The organism is Afipia birgiae 34632, assembly GCF_000308295.2.
Lineage (GTDB): Bacteria > Pseudomonadota > Alphaproteobacteria > Rhizobiales > Xanthobacteraceae > Afipia > Afipia birgiae.
On sequence record NZ_HG326652.1, the window covers coordinates 2725931 to 2743469 of the forward strand.

A 17539-nucleotide genomic window follows, 5' to 3' on the forward strand; every position below is an offset into this window, starting at 1 on the left:
GCGGCGGCGGACGATGAAGCGCCCCCCACCCTTGATCCCTCCCCACCACTGTCGTGGGGGGAGGGAAAGCGCACCACAAAGCATTTCTGGTTGTTGCGGATGGTGGCGCGGATCACCTCGCCGGGGATCGAGAGGAATTCTTCGTCGAACGAGCCCATCAGCACCACCGGCCATTCGACCAGGCCTGCGACCTCGTCGAGCAGCACCTGATCCTCGACCAGTTCAAAACCCTGCGCGAACGCCAGTTCCTTGGCATCTTCGAGAATGATGTTCTTGCGGCGCTCCGGGTCGAGCACGACCTTGGCGGCTTCAAGCTTCGACGCATAATCGTCGAAGCGGCGCACAGTGATTTCGGCGGGCGCCATGAAACGATGACCATGCGTCGTCTGCCCAGCCTCGATGCCGGCGACGTCGAACTTCACGATTTCCGGCTCTTCGGTCTCGGGGCCGAAGGTTGCGATGATCGAATGCAGCGGCCGCACCCAGGTCAGCGCGCCGTTCTTCGCGGAGCGCTCGCCCCAGCGCATCTGCTTGGGCCACGGGAAGGTGCGGATGATCAGCGGGATGATTTCCGCGATCACATCGATGGCGGGACGGCCCGGCTTCTCGATCAGCGCGATATAGAAATCGCCTTTCGGGTCGCGCTGGATTTTTGCTTCATCGAGCGACTTGAGGCCGGTGGCTTTCAGGAAGCCCTGCACGGCGGCATCGGGCGCGCCCATTTTCGGGCCCTTGCGCTCCTGCTTGAGGTCCGGCTGACGCGCCGGAATGCCGTGCACAGTCAGCGCGAGGCGGCGCGGCGTCACGAACGCCTTCGCGCCCTCATAGACGAGACCTTCGGCGACCAGCTTGTCGGTCACCATCTTGCGCAGGTCATCCGCGGCCTTCGCCTGCATGCGCGCGGGAATTTCTTCGGAGAACAGTTCGAGGAGAAGATCAGGCATCTTAAGCCACCTTGCCTGCTTCAGTGTGCATCCACGCTTCGCCGCATGCCTTGGCGAGTTCGCGCACGCGCAGGATGTAGCTCTGACGCTCGGTGACCGAGATCACGCCGCGTGCGTCGAGCAGGTTGAACACGTGACTCGCCTTGATGCACTGGTCGTAAGCCGGCAGCGCCATCAGATGCGCCTCGCGCTTGCTGTCTTTCCACCCGGCGTCGAGATATTTCTTGCACGCGCTCTCGGCCATCTTGAACTGTTCGAACAGCATCGCGGTGTCGGAGTGTTCGAAATTGTGCCGCGAATATTCCTGCTCGGCCTGCAGGAACACGTCGCCATAGGTGACCTTGTCATCACCGTCGCGGCCGTTGAAGTTGAGATCGTAGACGTTATCGACGCCCTGCACATACATCGCGAGACGCTCAAGGCCGTAGGTCAGTTCGCCAGCAACCGGCGCGCATTCGACGCCAGCGACCTGCTGGAAATAAGTGAACTGCGAAACTTCCATGCCGTCACACCAGCACTCCCAGCCGAGGCCCCACGCCCCTAACGTCGGGCTCTCCCAGTCGTCCTCGACAAAGCGGATGTCATGCAGCGCCGCGTCGACGCCGATGGCCTTGAGCGACTTCAGATACAGATCCTGAATGTCCGGCGGCGACGGCTTCAGGATCACCTGGAACTGATAGTAGTGCTGCAGGCGGTTCGGATTCTCGCCATAGCGGCCATCCTTCGGGCGGCGCGACGGCTGCACATAAGCCGCATTCCAGCGCTTCGGGCCGAGCGCGCGAAGCGTCGTCGCCGGATGGAACGTACCCGCGCCGACTTCCATGTCGTAGGGCTGCAGGATGACGCAGCCATGGTCGGCCCAATAGCGCTGCAGCGTCAGGATCAGGCCCTGAAACGAACGCTCGGGACGCATGTGCGGAGGCAGGGTATCCATCGGAAATCTTTGACAGTCTGGAAGGGGTGATTTGCGCGCGGACCGTATCGGCGCAGGCTAACGGAATCAAGGCGATGGCACCCTTCTCGCGGCGATTCCTGCCGGAATCGGCCGGATTTTAGCGATCACCCGAACGCCGGTTTAACCGCAGCGCCAGGTAAGCGCCCAACGCTGCCCGGGGCTTTCCGTTTGTTAGGAACTGACAGCTAGCAAGGGCGGCATTGCAACCAACGGCCGGGCTTAACCGGCGGTGCGTTTTGGCAGGGACGACAATGATCGCTTTTCAGATTTTGATTGCGGCCATCATCATGGGCGCGCTTTGCGTTATGACCATCAACGACGTGCGCCGGCACAGCTGACGGATCACGGCATCCGTCCATCACGTTTTGCAATCACACCCCGGGCCTATAGGTTCCGGTCTCGGGATCGCGGCGCAGTTTCGGCATGCTTTCCTTCTCGGCGGGCTTGGCCTTGCGCGCATCATCAAGCTCGCGATTGATGCGCCTGCCTTCGCGCACCGCAAGACGCAGCAGCGCGGCCCCGCCAAGTATTCCAGCTGCGACCAGGATTAGCGGCGGCATGATCGATCTCCGTCCTACAATCCGTAGCGCGCCCAGATCGCGCGCTCTTCCAGCGCCGAAATCAGGTCCTCCGAAAATCCCGGAAAACCCGGTAGCGCCGCGCCTGCGCCAGACTTGCGGCCCGCGAGCCCGGAGAGAAGGCCCGTCGGCGGCGCAATCACCGGCGTCTCCACCTTGTCGCCATAACGCGAGCGCAGCACCGTGCGCAGATCGCCGATGGCGTCGGCAAGACCGAGCTTCACCGCGCGCTCGCCGGCCCAGTACTCGCCGGTGAACAGATAGTCGCCCTCACTCTTGAGACGCGCGCCGCGGCTGTCCTTCACCAGCGTGATGAAGCTGTCGTGAATCTCGCGCTGGATCGCCTTCAGCCGCGCGACGTCATCGGGATTTTCCGGAAGAAACGGATCGAGCTGCGACTTGTTCTCGCCCGATGTGTAGAGTCTGCGCTCGATGCCAGCCTTCTTGATGAGGTCGACAAAGCCGAACGTGCCGCCGACCACGCCGATCGAGCCGACGATGGACGACGGGTCGCAGAAAATCTCGTCGCCCGCGCAGGCGATCATATAGCCGCCAGATGCCGCCACGTCTTCGACGAACACCAGCACGCGCTTGTTCTTCTCGGCGGCGAGCTGGCGAATGCGCTGATAGATCTGGCGCGACTGCACCGGCGAGCCGCCCGGCGAATTGATCACCAGCGCGACGGCCTTGGCCGCCTTGATGGAAAACGCCCGCTCCAGAATCCGCGACACGCCGGCGAGCGCCATGCCCGGCCGCAGCGGTGTCACCGCCCCGATCACCCCGGACAGGCGCACCACCGGCACCACGGCTCCGCCGCGCCAGCGCGCTGGCAGCAAACTTTTCAACCTCTCGCCAATGTGACCGTTGGCACCGTTCTCCGCCATGGAATGTCCTTCATGTTTACAGTTTATTATTCGGTAACTGGCATCAGGAGCCTAGAGCACATTCGACATTCGTTAAGCACGTCCATTGTGCCTGAATTCCGTCTAAATATCTGATCGGACGGGATTTCTTCTAGAATTCTCCGGTTCTTTCCCGGAGCGCGACAAAAAAACTGGAACGCACTTTGCATTGCAACAACTACGCAGGCTGCAACGGCGCAGCCTCAAAGGTGCAGAAATGAAGATTTACCTCCTGATCTTGCTGATTAGCGCTCTTCTGACGACGATTCACTTTACGAAGGCACCCGAAACGGGTCCAAAATCGGTATCGCAGTAAGCAGACTGCTCACCTGACGGGCAGCCGGTCACCGGCTATCAGCGACCTCCTGGCTCTCGTGCCAGCGACAGAACGGCCCCTCCAGAGAGAACCGCCGCAGCCTCCGCTCCGACCTCACCTTTCGCGCCCTGCAGAATAAAGCCCGGATGCAGCACCATCGGGGCACGCCCGCCCTTCGTCGCGCTGACGATAACGCGGATCGCCGCCCCATCCCGATTGGGGTGAATGGGCAAAATCCCGATGCTGCCGAAGCCGCGCTCCAACGCCCCCAGCACCTGCGCGAGCCCGTCCACGCGCCAGATAATGGTTAGCACCCCGCCGGATTTCAGCACCCGCCGCGCCGCATGGGTCCATGTCTCCAGCGTGTCCGCAGCCGCCACATGGGCAGACTGCCGCGCGGGGTCCGGTGACGCGCGGTGTCTCTCCGCATCGTTGAAAGGCGGATTCATCAGCACGATATCGGCGCTGTCGGGCCCGAGGCCTGAAGCCGCGAACACATCCGCGCTCGCAGTGACGTCGAGCACCGTCACCGTCGCCCTGATGCCGTTTGCCTCGGCATTGATGCGCGCCAGCGCTGCAAGCCTGTCGTCGATTTCGGCGAGCACCAGATTGATGCCCGCCACACGGCGCGCCACCGCCAATCCCACCGTCCCCACGCCTGCGCCGAATTCCACCACACGATGTCCTGCCCGCGCCGGTGTCGCCGCCGCCAGCAGGATCGCATCGTGACCCGCGCGGTGGCCTCGCCTCGGCTGGCGCAGCCGCAACTGCCCGCCGAGAAACATGTCCTCGGTGACATCCGCGAATTCAGCCTGGACCGGGTCAGTCATTGTCCCGCAATTCATGGGCCAGACCTGCATCGGCGAGCAGGCGGCGCGCGGCCAGATTGTCATCTTCGTGGACCAGAATGCGCCGGGGCAGCACGCCCAGCGATCCATCCATAATGCTCATGTTATTGTCGAGCACGAGATGATGGATATTGGCGCCATCCAGCAGCGCTCCCACCGCGGACACCAGCACCACATCGTTGGTCCGAACGAGCTCACGCAAGGCCGCCGTCTCCCGCAGCCCAACCGGGCCGTTTGTTGCTCTTGCCGCATCGCACGGCAGTTTCTATGGTGCCCTCAAATTCATCCGGAGACCGGACGTGGCGGTTATTGTACCCTTTGAGAGCCACTCGACGCCATCGATAGATCGGCTGGTCGAGCTTGTCGCGCCCGACATGGCACGCGTCAACAGCACGATTTTGTCGCGAACCGGCTCCGAAGTCACGATGATCCCGGAGGTCGCCAACCACCTGATCTCGTCTGGCGGCAAGCGGCTGCGGCCGATGCTGACCCTCGCCATGGCCAACCTCACCGGCTATGCCGGCGACGGTCATATCAAGCTCGCCGCCGCCGTGGAATTCATGCACACCGCGACGCTGCTGCATGACGATGTGGTAGACGAAAGCGAACTGCGGCGCGGCAAGCTCTCGGCGCGGATGCTGTGGGGCAATGAAGCGAGCGTGCTGGTCGGCGACTTCCTGCTCGGCCAGGCCTTCCGCATGATGGTCGAGGTCGGCTCGCTGCGCGCGCTCGATATTCTCTCCTCTGCAGCCGCGACCATCGCCGAAGGCGAAGTGATGCAGCTCGCGGCCGCCAAGAACACCGCCACCACCGAGGACGAATATCTCGCCGTGATCCGCGGCAAGACGGCTGAACTGTTTGCAGCCGCCTGCGAAGTCGGTCCCGTGATCGCCAACCGCCCGAAGGCGGAACAGACCGCGTGCCGTTCGGTCGGCATGAATCTCGGCATCGCGTTCCAGCTTGTCGATGACGTGCTGGACTACGGCGGCAAGGCCGCCAAGCTCGGCAAGAATGTCGGCGACGATTTCCGCGAAGGCAAGATCACGCTTCCGGTGGTGCTGGCGTTCCGGCGCGGCAACGATGTCGAACGCGCATTCTGGATCCGCACGCTGGAAAAGGGTGAGATCGGCGACGGCGATCTCGATCAGGCCATCGGCCTCATGACCAAGCATCGCGCTCTGGAAGATACCATGAGCCGCGCGCAGCATTACGGTGCGATGGCGGTCGATGCGCTGGCGCTGTTCCCGCAATCACCGATGAAGAGCGCGCTCGAACAGGTCGTCGCATTCTGTCTCGCGCGATCGCACTGAGCGATCGCTCACGCGCAATGCACGAGCCGCTTCGTCAGCGCCTGCCGACGCGATCGACCGGACCACCACGATTCATCGGCGTTCCAGGCCGCACCGCCTCTCTCGCGGCAGCCCTCGCAACCGGCCGCGGCCGCAGCACGACGCCAGCTCTTGCCACGCAGTGAGCGGGATAACCAACATACTGACAGTAAACGACAGCGCCGGCCTTATCAGTGGTCGCAGAGACGAAACCAAGTATGAGCGGGGCAGCCGCCAACGCAATTGAGAGTTTCATCTGGATCTCCTCCATTGGACGGCTCATGAGCTACCCGCTGAACCGGCGACTGTTGATCCAGATCAATGGCTCAAATCTGTTTGTGACGGGCTCCTTGCGACGACGGAGGCTGTGTGTCGCGCTTATGAGCGACGTCTTAGCTCAGCACACCGGCGTGAACCCACCAGCCGGGATGGGTCTGCGAAATCGCTTTCGCGGCCTGTCCGGCATCGCCGATCGTCTCATAAATCGCAAAGCACGTCGCGCCCGAGCCCGACATTCGCGCGAGCTGCACGCCTTGCGTCGCGCGCAGCGTAGACAGCACCACATCAATGACGGGTTCGACCTTCAGCGCTGGCGCTTCCAGATCGTTGGTGCCGGCTCCGATAGCCTCGATCCACGCATCGAATGACGCGCCGTCGGCCGGCCAGCCTCGCGACAACATGATGTCGCCGGCGCCCGCAAGAAGCTCGCCCTTGCCGAGACCGAGCGCTGTGAACACATCCTTGGTCGCGACGCCGACGCGCGGATTGACCATCACGCACGGCATCGAAGGAACGTCGAGCATCGACAAGTTCTCGCCGACGCCGGTCATCGTGCAGGCGCGTGACGCCAGGCACACCGGAATGTCCGCGCCGGTATCGCGCGCGACGCTGACAACGCGCGGATCGTCGATGGCAATGCCGTTCGCACGCGCCAGCAGCCGCAAGGCCGCGGCCGCGTCGGCTGACCCGCCGCCAATTCCGGCGGCGACCGGCAGATGCTTGTCCAGCGTGAAGTGTCCGAGCGTGAGACCCGGAATGCGTTCTCCGAGGAGGAGCGCCGCGCGGATCACCAGATTATCCGCCATTTCGCCGCAGTCCTGCGCGCCCGGCCCTCCGGTCGCAAGGCCAAGCTCGGGCCCCGGCGTAAGCGTCAGCGTGTCCGCGCAGTCGGCGAACACCACCAGGCTCTCGATGTCATGATAGCCGTCCGGGCGGCGGCCAAGGACGCGCAGCGTGAGGTTGACCTTGGCGCGCGCGGTTTCAGTGAGTGTCATTCTGTTTGCCGCCTCTGACCCAATGCGCCATGCGCGGGCATAGCAATCTGCCCTGCGCAGACCGCGTAAACCTGTTTGCGTACCCGCGCATCCATCGAGAGTTGAGGACTTATTCAAGAAGATGGATTGCCGGGTCAAGCCCGGCAATGACGATTCCGACGACACCGGAACGATCGGGCGTTGATAAAATCAGCCGCCCCTGCCGTCTTCCTTCTTCTTTTCGGCGGCGGCAGCGTTGGAGGTATCCTCGGGCAGGCCGTCACGCAGCTTGGCCTCGATCTTCGGAAGTTCGTCCGCCTCGGGCTTGAGGTCGCGGGCATGCGCCCACTGGAACTTCGCTTCCAGCGTCCGCCCCACGCGCCAGTACGCATCACCGAGGTGATCGTTGATGGTAGGATCTTCCGGCTTGAGGTCGATCGCGCGTTCGAGATGCTTCACAGCGTTCTCGTAGTCGGCGATCCGGTAGTAGGCCCAGCCCAGCGAATCCACGATGTAGCCATCGTCCGGCCGCTGCTCGACGGCGCGGCGGATCATCTTCATGGCCTCATCGAGATTGATGCCCTGATCGATCCAGGAATATCCGAGATAATTCAGGACGTGCGGCTGCTCGGGCTGCATTTCGAGCGCCTTCTTCAGATCGACCTCGGCCTTCGCCCACTGCTTCGAGCGCTCAAAGCAGATGCCGCGGAAATAATAGAGCACCCAGTTCGGCTTGTCGGCGGTGCTGGCCTGGGCTTCGATGCCCTTGCCATAGGTTTCGCCGCAATCGGCGAACTTCTTGCGGGCGCGCTCGATATTGCCGAGCGCCATGATCGCCTCGACATCCTTCGGATCATCGGCGACGACAGCGTTCAGGATCTTGATGCCTTCCTCGGTGCGGTCGACAGTGTCGAGATCGGTCGCAAGCTGGATCTGCGCGTTGCGCTTGAGCGGCGAATGCGCAGGCACGCGCTCGTAGACCTTGATGGCCATCTGCGGCTTCTTCACGGATTCATAAAGGTCCGCGAGCGACAGCAGGGCGAGGGAATGGTTCGGGTTGAGGTAGAGCGCAAGCTGAAGATAAACCAGCGCGAGATCCTCGCCGCCGCGCCGCGTCAGCGACGCGCCGATGCCGTACAGTGCTTCGGCCGCTCCTTGCTGCGGATTTTCCGCCAGCGGCGGCAGCTTCTTGCCGGCCTTGGTTTCGCGAATGCCATCCACCACCAGCGGATGACGCGCGAGCTTCTTGTCGAAGCCCTGATAGACCGCTGTGGCCGCCGCCGCGTCCTTGTTGCGCGACAGCCAGCGCGCATAGGCATCGGACACCCGCAGCGCGGAATCGTCGAGCTTGTAGGCGCGCTCGAAGCGAACGCCGGCGTCCTTCTGCTTGTTCGCCAGTTCGAGGATCATGCCGGTGTGCAGATCCTTGAAGATCGGATACCACTCCGGACCCGCCAGCTTGTCGATGCTTGAGATCGCGGTCTGGGTGTTGCCCGCGGCGTAGCTGGCCCAACCGGACAGCAGCGTCGCGACGAGATCGGTGATCGGCCCGCGGATCGACTGATTGATGTTCTGCTGGGCGACGGCGTAGTTCTTCTGCTTCAGCGAGCGCACGCCCGCGACCAGCCGCGCAACGCGGTTGTTCTTGTCGATGGTGAGAATGCGGTCGGCGAGTTTCACGGCCTCGTCGATGTCGCCGTCGGCGAGCGAGGCGATGAAGGCGCGGTCCAGCAGTTCGCTGTTCTTGGGATCGGAGCGGAGCGCCGCGCGGTAGAATGCCGCAGCCGCGGTCGCATCACGATCAACGCTGGCATGGCGCGCGGCAAGGTAGCTGCCCGCTACCGTCAGGCCGATCAGATCACGCGCACTCGGATATGGCGCCTGCTTGGCGTCTTCGCTGGCGCTGGTCCGGGTCTGCGCCGCGAGCGGTCCGACGCTGGCGAGAACCGAGACAAATCCGAGGGTGGCGACGGCCACGCGGCTGAAACGACGTTGGAATTTCACGCTCGCCGGCTCCATGATTGAAGGTGGTGCAACCGGTCAGCCCAGCAGCACCGGGACAATGGCTTGTTTGGCCAGCATCCGCAAGGATTCGAGCCGGTCGAGGAGCCCAGTTAGTATGGCGCAATCGTGGCGATCAGCCGTTCTCGCGCAATCGTGCTTACATCGACTGATAATTGGGCCCGCCGCCGCCTTCCGGCGGAACCCAGGTGATGTTGCCGTTCGGGTCCTTCACGTCACAGGTTTTGCAGTGGACGCAATTCTGCGCGTTGATCTGGAACCGCGGACCGGCAGCTTCCTCGACCCACTCATAAACACCTGCCGGGCAATAGCGGTTCGACGGACCGGCAAAGACGTCGTGTTCGGAAGTCTTTTGCAGGTTCATGTCCGCAACCTTGAGATGGATCGGCTGATCCTCCTCGTGGTTGGTGTTGGACAGGAATACCGACGACAGCTTGTCGAAGGTCAGCTTGCCGTCCGGCTTCGGTCCCGGGATCGGCTGATGCGCCTTGGCGGGATCGAGCGTCTCGCGGTCAGGCTTGGCGTGGGACTGGGTGCCGAACAGCGAGAAGCCGAACAGCGTGTTGGTCCACATGTCGAGACCGCCGAGCGCGACGCCAACGACGGTGCCGAACTTCGACCACAGCGGCTTGACGTTGCGGACCTTGTGCAGGTCCTTGCCCACGGCGGAATCACGCCAGCCGTTTTCGTATTCAACGATTTCGTCATTGGCGCGGCCTTCCGCCAGCGCAGCCGCGACATATTCGGCCGCCTGCATGCCGGTGCCCATCGCATTGTGGACGCCCTTGATGCGCGGCACGTTGACGAAGCCGGCCGCGCAGCCGATCAGCGCGCCGCCCTTGAAGGTCAGGCGCGGCACCGACTGATAGCCGCCCTCGGTGATCGCACGCGCGCCATAGGCGATGCGCTTGGCGCCCTCGAATACGCCGCTGATCTTCGGATGGGTCTTGAAGCGCTGGAATTCCTCGAACGGCGACAGATACGGATCGTCGTAGTTCAAATGCACGACGAAGCCGACGGCGACGAGGTTCTCGTTGTAGTGATAGAGGAACGATCCGCCGCCAGTGGACATGTTCAGCGGCCAGCCGAAGGAATGCTGGATCAGTCCCTTCTTGTGCTTGGCCGGATCGATCTGCCAGACCTCCTTGAGGCCGATGCCGAACTTCGACGGCTCGCTGTCCTTGTCGAGCGCAAACTTCGCGATCAGTTGCTTGGTGAGAGAGCCGCGTGCGCCTTCGGCGAACAGCGTGTACTTGCCGAGCAATTCCATGCCGCGGGTATAGGAGGCCTTGTGCGAACCGTCGCGCGCCACACCCATGTCGCCGGTGGCGATGCCGCGCACTTCGCCGTTCTCGCCATACAGCACTTCGACCGCGGCGAAGCCGGGATAGATTTCAACGCCGAGCGCTTCGGCGCGCGGGCCAAGCCAGCGGCACACGTCGCCGAGCGAGCCGATGTAGCAGTGATGGTTGTCCATCAGCGGCGGCATCATGAAATTCGGCAGCTTGATCGCGGAACTGCCGGTCATCCAGAAGAACTGGTCGTCCTTCACCTGCGTCTTCAGCGGGCAGTCGGCATCCTCGCGCCAGTCGGGGATCAGCTTGTCGAGCGACATCGGATCGATCACCGCGCCGGACAGAATATGAGCGCCGACTTCCGAGCCCTTTTCGACCACGACAACCGTCAGTTCCGGATTGATCTGCTTGAGCCGGATGGCGGCCGCCAGACCTGAGGGTCCGGCGCCGACGATTACAACATCGAACTCCATGGAATCGCGCGGCGGAAGCTCTTCGGTGCTCATGATGTCATCTCGACATTGGGTGGTTCAGAATGTTTCTAATCATCGTTCTTCCCGATTTTTGGCGCAAGAACAACCCTGTTTCGCTGCAACGCAATCCGTCCTAGATTGACTCCGTGACCACGCTCGAACCCATGCCCTCCGCCCGCGAACTTCTCGCCTTTTATCTAGAGGCTGGAGTGGATTGCGCGTTGTCGGAAACTCCCGTCAATCGCCTGGTGGAAGAGCCGGCCAGCGAGGAGCGGCCTGCCGCCAAGCCCGCGCTGTTTCGCACCGCGAACCCGATCCCTGCGCCCGTGCTCGCAGGCGCTGCGCCGGCACCCGACGCAGCGATCATATCGGCCCGCGAGATCGCGCCCGGTGCGGCATCGCTGCAGGAACTGCGCGAACTGCTCGAACGCTTCGACGGTTGCGCGCTGAAGTCGACCGCGACGCGGCTGGTGTTCGCCGACGGCAATCCCGAGGCGAAGATCATGTTCGTCGGCGAAGCGCCGGGACGTGACGAGGACATCGAAGGACTGCCGTTTGTCGGACGCTCCGGCAAACTGCTCGACCTGATGATGGCGGCGATCGGCCTCGACCGCAGCAAGGTCTACATCGCCAACATCATTCCGTGGCGGCCGCCGGGCAATCGCGATCCCTCGCCCCAGGAAACGCAGATCTGCCTGCCCTTTATCCGGCGGCAGATTCAACTGGTCGATCCGGACGTGCTGGTCTGCCTCGGCAAACCGTCGTCGCAGGCGGTGCTCGACCTCAAGGACGGCATCATGAAAACGCGCGGCAAGTGGATCGACTACGACACCGGCACGCGGAAAATCAAAGCCATGGCGACGTTCCATCCGGCGTATCTGCTGCGGCAGCCGATCTACAAGCGTCTGACCTGGCAGGACCTTCGCTCTGTGCAGAAGGCACTGGCCGGTGTTGCAAGCTAGCGAACTGAATCAGGCGCCTAGCCGATGCCTGAACGTTCGCAAGACCGGATTCAAGGCATCGGCGATCGCCGCATCGAATCGACCGGCCACTATTCCGCGATGATCTCGCCGGAGCCGCCAAGTTCAGCCGGGAAGTCTTTCAACTTGAGCAAGCCATCCCGCATGGGCATCACCGTCTCGGCGTAGTTCACATGCACGCCGGGAATGAAGGCGAGGGTCGGGATCGTCGAAGCAAACACGTCCACGAGGCCGATGGGCGGATGATTGGTCATCAGATGCCCGCCGCATTTCGAGCAATACTGACGCTGGCTGAGTTCGGATTTCTGGAACGTCGCAACATACTCGGCTCCCGATGCAATCCGCACAGCCTCCGGCTTCCATAGGCTGAAGGCGTTTACGGGCCCGCCGGACCACGAACGGCAGGAACTGCAATGGCAGTAACCCATGGCCTCCGGTGCTCCGGCAACTTCCACTTTGACTGCGCCGCAAAAACAGCTTCCAAGGTGAGCCATCGCTCCCTCCTTCGAATTTGCCTGTCATCGATCCGCCTGCAGGCGTGCGGGAACGTCCGACAATACACCAAATGACGGGATCGCGGCGCGCCTCGATCGCAACGGCGATCCGATGATGTCACACCGCAGCCATGCAGCGGATGTTGGTGGCGCAGATGACCGGTTCAGGCCATAAGCCTTCGGTGCTGCGCATTACGCAGCCATCCGGGGCGCCCACAATGAATATGCACATTGCAGACGGAGCTATCGACGACACGGTGGCGCGGGCAAATGTGCGGCGGCTTGCGGCCGCACAGGCGCTGACTGGCGCGAATGCGGCGGTGATTTTCGCGACCGGCTCGATCGTCGGTGCGACGCTTGCGCCAGACATCTCGCTCGCAACCCTGCCGCTCTCGATCTTCATGCTCGGCCTTGCCGCCGGCACCCTGCCCACCGGCATGATCTCTCAGGCCTTCGGCCGCCGCACGGCCTTCATCGCGGGCACCGGCTGCGGCGCACTGTGCGGCGTCCTCGCCGCCGTCGCCATTCTGCAGGGCTCGTTCATCCTGTTCTGCGTCGCGACGTTTCTCGGCGGACTCTACGGTGCGGTCTCGCAATCCTATCGCTTCGCCGCGACCGACAGCGCGAGCGCCGCCTATCGGCCAAAAGCGATCTCATGGGTGATGGCGGGAGGCGTGTTCGCGGGCGTGCTGGGTCCGCAGCTCGTGCAATGGACCATGGATATCTGGCCACCCTATCTGTTCGCGGTGAGCTTTCTGGTTCAGACCATCGTTGCGCTGGTGGCGATGGCTGTACTTGCCGGCGTCAATGCACCCAAGCCCGCCCCTGCTCAAATGACCGGAGGGCGGCCGTTGCTGGAGATCGTCCGGAAACCGCGATTCATCGCCGCCGCGCTCTGCGGCGCGGTTTCCTATACCGCGATGAATTTTCTGATGACGTCCGCACCGCTGGCGATGAAGTTCTGCGGATTGTCGCTAAGCGATTCAAACTTCGGCATTCAGTGGCACATCGTTGCGATGTTCGGGCCAAGCTTCTTTACCGGCTCGCTGATCTCGCGCTTCGGAGCGGCGAAGGTCGCGGTGGCCGGCCTCATCCTGGAAGCTGCTGCTGCGGTGATCGGTCTGTCGGGCATTACCGCGATGCATTTCTGGGCCGGGCTTTTCGTGGTCGGCGTCGGCTGGAATTTCTCGTTCGTCGGCGCATCGGCGCTGATCGTGGAAACGCACCGTCCGCAGGAAGGCAAGAAGGTTCAGGCTTTCAACGATTTCATCGTGTTCGGCCTGGTGGCGATCGGCTCGTTCTCGTCGGGCCAGTTGCTCGCGAGCTACGGCTGGTCGATGGTCAACATCGTGGTGTTTCCGGCCGTCGCGCTTGCACTGGTTGGCCTCGGCATTGCCGCACTGATGCAGCGGCGGGCTGTGGCGTAGCTAGCCGATCGCGAACTTGGCCGCGAACACCAGCGCGAGCACCAGCACCGCGGGCTTCGCATCTACGAAGCGTCCCGCGAGAATCTTGATTACCGCGTAGGTGATGAAGCCGAGACCGATGCCGGTGGCGATCGAATAGGTAAGCGGCATCGCGATGGCCGTGACAACCGCAGGCGCGTATTCGGTCACGTCGTCCCACGCCATGTCCGCGAGCCCCCGCGCCATTACGCAGGCGACGTAGAGCAACGCGGCGGCAGACGCATAGGCCGGCACCATCCCGGCGAGCGGCGCGAAGAACAGCGCCAGCAGAAAGAACAGCGCGACGAATACCGCCGTCAGCCCGGTGCGGCCGCCCACAGCAACGCCGGAGGCGCTTTCGATATAGCTCGTGGTGGTCGATGTGCCGATCAGCGCCCCGAACATCGCGGCGAAACTGTCCGCCATCAGCGCCTGCTTCATGCGCGGAAGATTGCCGTGCTTGTCGGTGAGGCCCGCGCGATGGGTGACGCCGATCAGCGTTCCGGCGTTGTCGAACACATCGATAAAGAGAAAGCTGAACACCACGATCAGGAATGTCAGTTCGGTGGCGCGCGAGAAATCGAGCTGGAACAATGTCGGCGCCAGCGACGGCGGCAGCGACACCACACCGTTGAAGCTGGTCAGCCCCAGCGGCAACCCGATCAGCGAGACCGCAAGAATGCCGATCAGCGTTCCGCTGGCGATGTTGCGCGCGTTCATCGCCACGATCAGCGCAAAGCCCAGCAGGCACAGCACCGGCGCCGGATGCGCGACGCCGAGCGGACCCGCTGTTACCAAGGTCGCCGGGCTCGCCACCACGATCTTGGCCTGCTCAAGCGCGATGATCGCAAGAAACAACCCGACGCCGGCGGAGATCGCGAATTTCAGGTTTCGCGGAATGGCGTCGATGACATATTCCCGCAGCCGGAAGATCGACAGCGCGAAGAAGATCACGCCCGAACAGAACACCGCGGCGAGCGCCTGCTGCCACGTGTACTTGTAGCCAATCACGACGGTGAACGCGAAGAACGCGTTCAGCCCCATGCCGGGCGCGAGCGCGATCGGATAGTTCGCCAGAAACGCCATCGCCAGCGTCGACACCGACGCTGCAAGACAGGTCGCGACGAACACCGCGCCCTTGTCCATGCCGGCATTGGCGAGAATGACCGGATTGACGAACACGATGTAGACCATGGTCAGGAACGTGGTGACCGCGGCGACGAATTCGGTGCGAACTGTCGTGCCGTGCTGGGTGAGGCCGAACTGGCGGTCGAGAAATGTCGTCCCGGATTTTTCCGCCTGCTCGCTCATGATGTCTCGCTGTTATCGAGAGCCCGGCCGGGCCGTCTGCGGACGGACAATGCCCCAGCCGATCCGCACCAGCGCCTGGCGGCCCTTGACCAGACGCTCGAATGATCGCGGCACTTCCGGCACGAGGCCGGGAAACCGCTTCAGAATGTCAGGAGGCGGTGTGCCGGCAGTATCCGCCGCGCGCCAGACCACCACGCCGCCGTTCTCGGTGAAGAGCTTTGGCGTGATCCACGGCGTCTCTTGCGGTGTTGCATCGAACATCACGTGCGGGCGCGAGGACGCCCCGAAGCCGATCAGCGTCGCAAGATGCGGATCGCCCGCCACTGCCGCCAGCGGGCGGCCGGTGCGGCGCTCGAAGTTCTCGCCGAAGAAGCGCCCGATATCCCGCGCCGGAAGCGAGGTCTTGACCTCGGTGCTTCCGATCCATGGCTGGATGAATGTCACGCCGAGGACAACGGCAATCGGCGCCGCCATGATGACCAGCCACACCGAACGCAGGAGTTGTTGCCGCCGCAGCGCGATCAGATCTCCTGCCGCAATGACAACCGCAAGCCCTGCGAGCAGGAGAACGACTCCGTCGCCGCCGATCACCTGATCGCGGTCAAACAGCGCGGCGATGAAGCTGAGCACAACCGGAGGGACCAGCGCGAACACATAAACGAACAGCCGCGCGAACGGATCGACCGGCGGACGGAAGATCAGCGGCGGGTCTTCACTCTTGCGGTCGAGGGCGCGCGAATTGGTGATCAGCAGCAGCGCCACGCCGGACAAGCCGAACAACAGCCCCGCCAGCAGCCCGCCCCATCCGAGCAGCCGGTCCTGAAGCTCCGCCACCACAGGCAGCGACGGCAGCGCCAGTGCATTCGCACGGATCAGCCAGATCACATATGGCAGCACCAGCACCATCACCACGACGGCGGCATAAAGCGGATCGGTCGACAACAGCGCGCGGCGGCCTTTCGGCGTCGCCAGCACGAACACCGCCAGCAGAGCCAGCAATGGCAATGCCGCCGACGTGGTCAGGATCAGGAGGCCGATCTCGATCGGCAACCAGAACCACGCGCGACGCCGCGCCTGCCCGACGATCTGCCAGGTGTGGAGCAGGATCAGCGCCCACAGCGGCCGCGCGACGATGAGCGGGCCGAACTCTGCGCCCGGAAACGAAAAGGCAGTGATCGTCGCCGTCAGCAGCACGGCGAGAATCGCCTGCTGCGCGCCGACGATGGCGCGGCTCAGCTTGAACAGCGCCCAGAACGTCAGGATGAAACAGAGCTGCGACAGCAGGTAGACGCCAAAAATATGGCCACCGGACAGGCGGAAAGCGACATCGGCGAGCCAGAACGCGAGGGGCGGGCCGAGATGGGTGCCGACCTGGTACTCCCGGCCGAACGCCAGCACCGTGGCGACGTCGCCGGGCGGGCTTCCGTACAATAACCAGGGCAAGAACAACCAGAGCGCCGACTGCGCCAGCACCACGATCCAGAAGATCAGGCGCGGCCGGGCGCGGACCAGTTCAACGATCAGGGATGTGAAACGCATGAAACGTTTAAACCGGCCGTGCGAGGGACGCCTCACTGATAAAGCGCATGAGGCGATCAGGCAACCGAGCCGCTCAGATCGCCGCGATTGCCTCTTCCGACGACATGATCATCTCGATCTGGGCAGTCGCCGGCGTATCGTCTTCCCCAAAGTGCTTGCGGCGTGACGCCGCGACAGGCGCGAAAAAGCGGCGATGATGAATCGTCGGACCGAGCCGGTCGAGCGCCTCAAGATGGGCCGGGACGCCGTAACCCATGTGCTGCTCGAAGCCGTAGCCGGGATGATCCTGCGCCAGCCGGCACATCAGCCGGTCGCGCGAAACCTTGGCGACGATGGACGCCGCGGCAATCGACAGCACGATACCATCGCCGCCAATCACCGCCTCGCAATCGCAGGAGGTAGCCAGCCGGTCTCGCCCGTCGACAAAGACGTGCTTCGGCATCTCGGGCAACGCAAGCACCGCGCGCGCCAGCGCCCAGAGCGAGGCGCGCAGAATATTGTCGCGGTTGATCCGCGATGGCGGCGCAACCGCCACCGATACGAGCGCGGTCGCGCAGATTTCCTCGAACAGCGCTTCGCGGCGTTCGCGGGTCAGCCGCTTGGAATCGTCGATGCCCTTCGGAACCCGCTTCGGATCGAGGATCACGGCAGCCGCAACCACCGGACCGGCCAGCGGCCCGCGCCCGGCCTCGTCGCAACCCGCAACCGGCCAGACGCCACGCTTCAGCAACGCACGCTCGCGGCGAAAACTCGGCGCGGCGACGCTGATGACGCCGCGTTTCGCTTTTTTTGCAGCGGGTGGAACCGCCGGGGACTTGTTCCGAATCATGCGGCGATGCTGCGGGCGCATGAAGCG

The 17539-nt window shown here is 63.4% G+C and carries 17 protein-coding genes; 3 read left to right on the forward strand and 14 right to left on the reverse strand.

The window, feature by feature from the left end; translation table 11 throughout:
- From BN32_RS12855 to BN32_RS12880, 6 genes are all read right to left on the reverse strand, one after another.
- Positions 1–944 (reverse strand): glycine--tRNA ligase subunit beta (locus tag BN32_RS12855; protein WP_019198618.1); only part of this gene is annotated, 944 nt, incomplete at its 3' end.
- Position 945: 1 nt separating this feature from the next.
- Positions 946–1878 carry a glycine--tRNA ligase subunit alpha gene (locus tag BN32_RS12860; protein ID WP_019198619.1) on the reverse strand — a complete coding sequence of 311 codons (933 nt, stop codon included), beginning with the start codon at positions 1876–1878 and terminating at the stop codon, positions 946–948.
- A gap of 392 nt (positions 1879–2270) precedes the next feature.
- On the reverse strand, positions 2271–2459 hold the full coding sequence (locus BN32_RS12865; protein WP_019198620.1) for a hypothetical protein: 189 nt from the start codon (positions 2457–2459) through the stop codon (positions 2271–2273).
- A 14-nt stretch (positions 2460–2473) separates the two neighbouring features.
- Positions 2474–3361, reverse strand: coding sequence for a S49 family peptidase (locus tag BN32_RS12870; protein WP_019198621.1), 888 nt, complete (start codon positions 3359–3361; stop codon positions 2474–2476).
- A 372-nt stretch (positions 3362–3733) separates the two neighbouring features.
- A complete protein-coding gene (locus BN32_RS12875; protein WP_019198622.1) occupies positions 3734–4525 on the reverse strand; it encodes a tRNA1(Val) (adenine(37)-N6)-methyltransferase in 792 nt (263 codons plus the stop codon).
- On the reverse strand, positions 4518–4745 hold the full coding sequence (locus BN32_RS12880; protein WP_019198623.1) for a putative signal transducing protein: 228 nt from the start codon (positions 4743–4745) through the stop codon (positions 4518–4520). The genes BN32_RS12875 and BN32_RS12880 overlap by 8 nt, the downstream gene beginning before the upstream one ends.
- Before the next feature lie 97 nt (positions 4746–4842).
- Here BN32_RS12880 and BN32_RS12885 point away from each other — a divergent pair, with 97 nt between their 5' ends.
- On the forward strand, positions 4843–5853 hold the full coding sequence (locus BN32_RS12885; protein WP_040425682.1) for a polyprenyl synthetase family protein: 1011 nt from the start codon (positions 4843–4845) through the stop codon (positions 5851–5853).
- Positions 5854–5887: 34 nt separating this feature from the next.
- Here the strand turns inward: BN32_RS12885 and BN32_RS26185 are convergent, their stop codons facing one another.
- From BN32_RS26185 to BN32_RS12900, 4 genes are all read right to left on the reverse strand, one after another.
- Complete coding sequence (locus BN32_RS26185) at positions 5888–6127, reverse strand: hypothetical protein (protein ID WP_082757892.1); 240 nt, start codon at positions 6125–6127, stop codon at positions 5888–5890.
- A 136-nt stretch (positions 6128–6263) separates the two neighbouring features.
- Positions 6264–7145 carry a 4-(cytidine 5'-diphospho)-2-C-methyl-D-erythritol kinase gene (locus BN32_RS12890; protein WP_019198626.1) on the reverse strand — a complete coding sequence of 294 codons (882 nt, stop codon included), beginning with the start codon at positions 7143–7145 and terminating at the stop codon, positions 6264–6266.
- Between the two features lie 189 nt (positions 7146–7334).
- Positions 7335–9143 (reverse strand): tetratricopeptide repeat protein, encoded by a 1809-nt coding sequence (locus BN32_RS12895; protein WP_019198627.1) that lies wholly within the window; start codon positions 9141–9143, stop codon positions 7335–7337.
- A gap of 142 nt (positions 9144–9285) precedes the next feature.
- On the reverse strand, positions 9286–10947 hold the full coding sequence (locus BN32_RS12900) for an electron transfer flavoprotein-ubiquinone oxidoreductase (protein ID WP_019198628.1): 1662 nt from the start codon (positions 10945–10947) through the stop codon (positions 9286–9288).
- Between the two features lie 131 nt (positions 10948–11078).
- Between BN32_RS12900 and BN32_RS12905 the strand changes: the two genes are divergently transcribed.
- On the forward strand, positions 11079–11876 hold the full coding sequence (locus BN32_RS12905; RefSeq protein WP_040426427.1) for a uracil-DNA glycosylase: 798 nt from the start codon (positions 11079–11081) through the stop codon (positions 11874–11876).
- An 89-nt stretch (positions 11877–11965) separates the two neighbouring features.
- Here BN32_RS12905 and BN32_RS12910 read toward each other — a convergent pair whose 3' ends face one another.
- Positions 11966–12388, reverse strand: coding sequence for a GFA family protein (locus BN32_RS12910; protein ID WP_040425683.1), 423 nt, complete (start codon positions 12386–12388; stop codon positions 11966–11968).
- Positions 12389–12606: 218 nt separating this feature from the next.
- Between BN32_RS12910 and BN32_RS12915 the strand changes: the two genes are divergently transcribed.
- The gene (locus BN32_RS12915; protein WP_040426428.1) at positions 12607–13815 is read left to right on the forward strand and encodes an MFS transporter; all 1209 of its coding nucleotides are present in this window, start codon (positions 12607–12609) and stop codon (positions 13813–13815) included.
- Here BN32_RS12915 and BN32_RS12920 read toward each other — a convergent pair whose 3' ends face one another.
- The 3 genes from BN32_RS12920 to rnhB all read right to left on the reverse strand — a co-directional run bounded on the left by BN32_RS12920 (position 13816) and on the right by rnhB (position 17512).
- Positions 13816–15144, reverse strand: coding sequence for an NCS2 family permease (locus BN32_RS12920; protein ID WP_019198632.1), 1329 nt, complete (start codon positions 15142–15144; stop codon positions 13816–13818).
- 12 nt (positions 15145–15156) lie between these two features.
- Entirely contained in the window at positions 15157–16683 is a 1527-nt protein-coding gene (locus tag BN32_RS12925; RefSeq protein ID WP_019198633.1) for a glycosyltransferase family 39 protein, read from the reverse strand.
- 73 nt (positions 16684–16756) lie between these two features.
- On the reverse strand, positions 16757–17512 hold the full coding sequence (rnhB, locus tag BN32_RS12930) for a ribonuclease HII (RefSeq protein WP_040426429.1): 756 nt from the start codon (positions 17510–17512) through the stop codon (positions 16757–16759).
- Between the last annotated feature and the right edge of the window lie 27 nt (positions 17513–17539).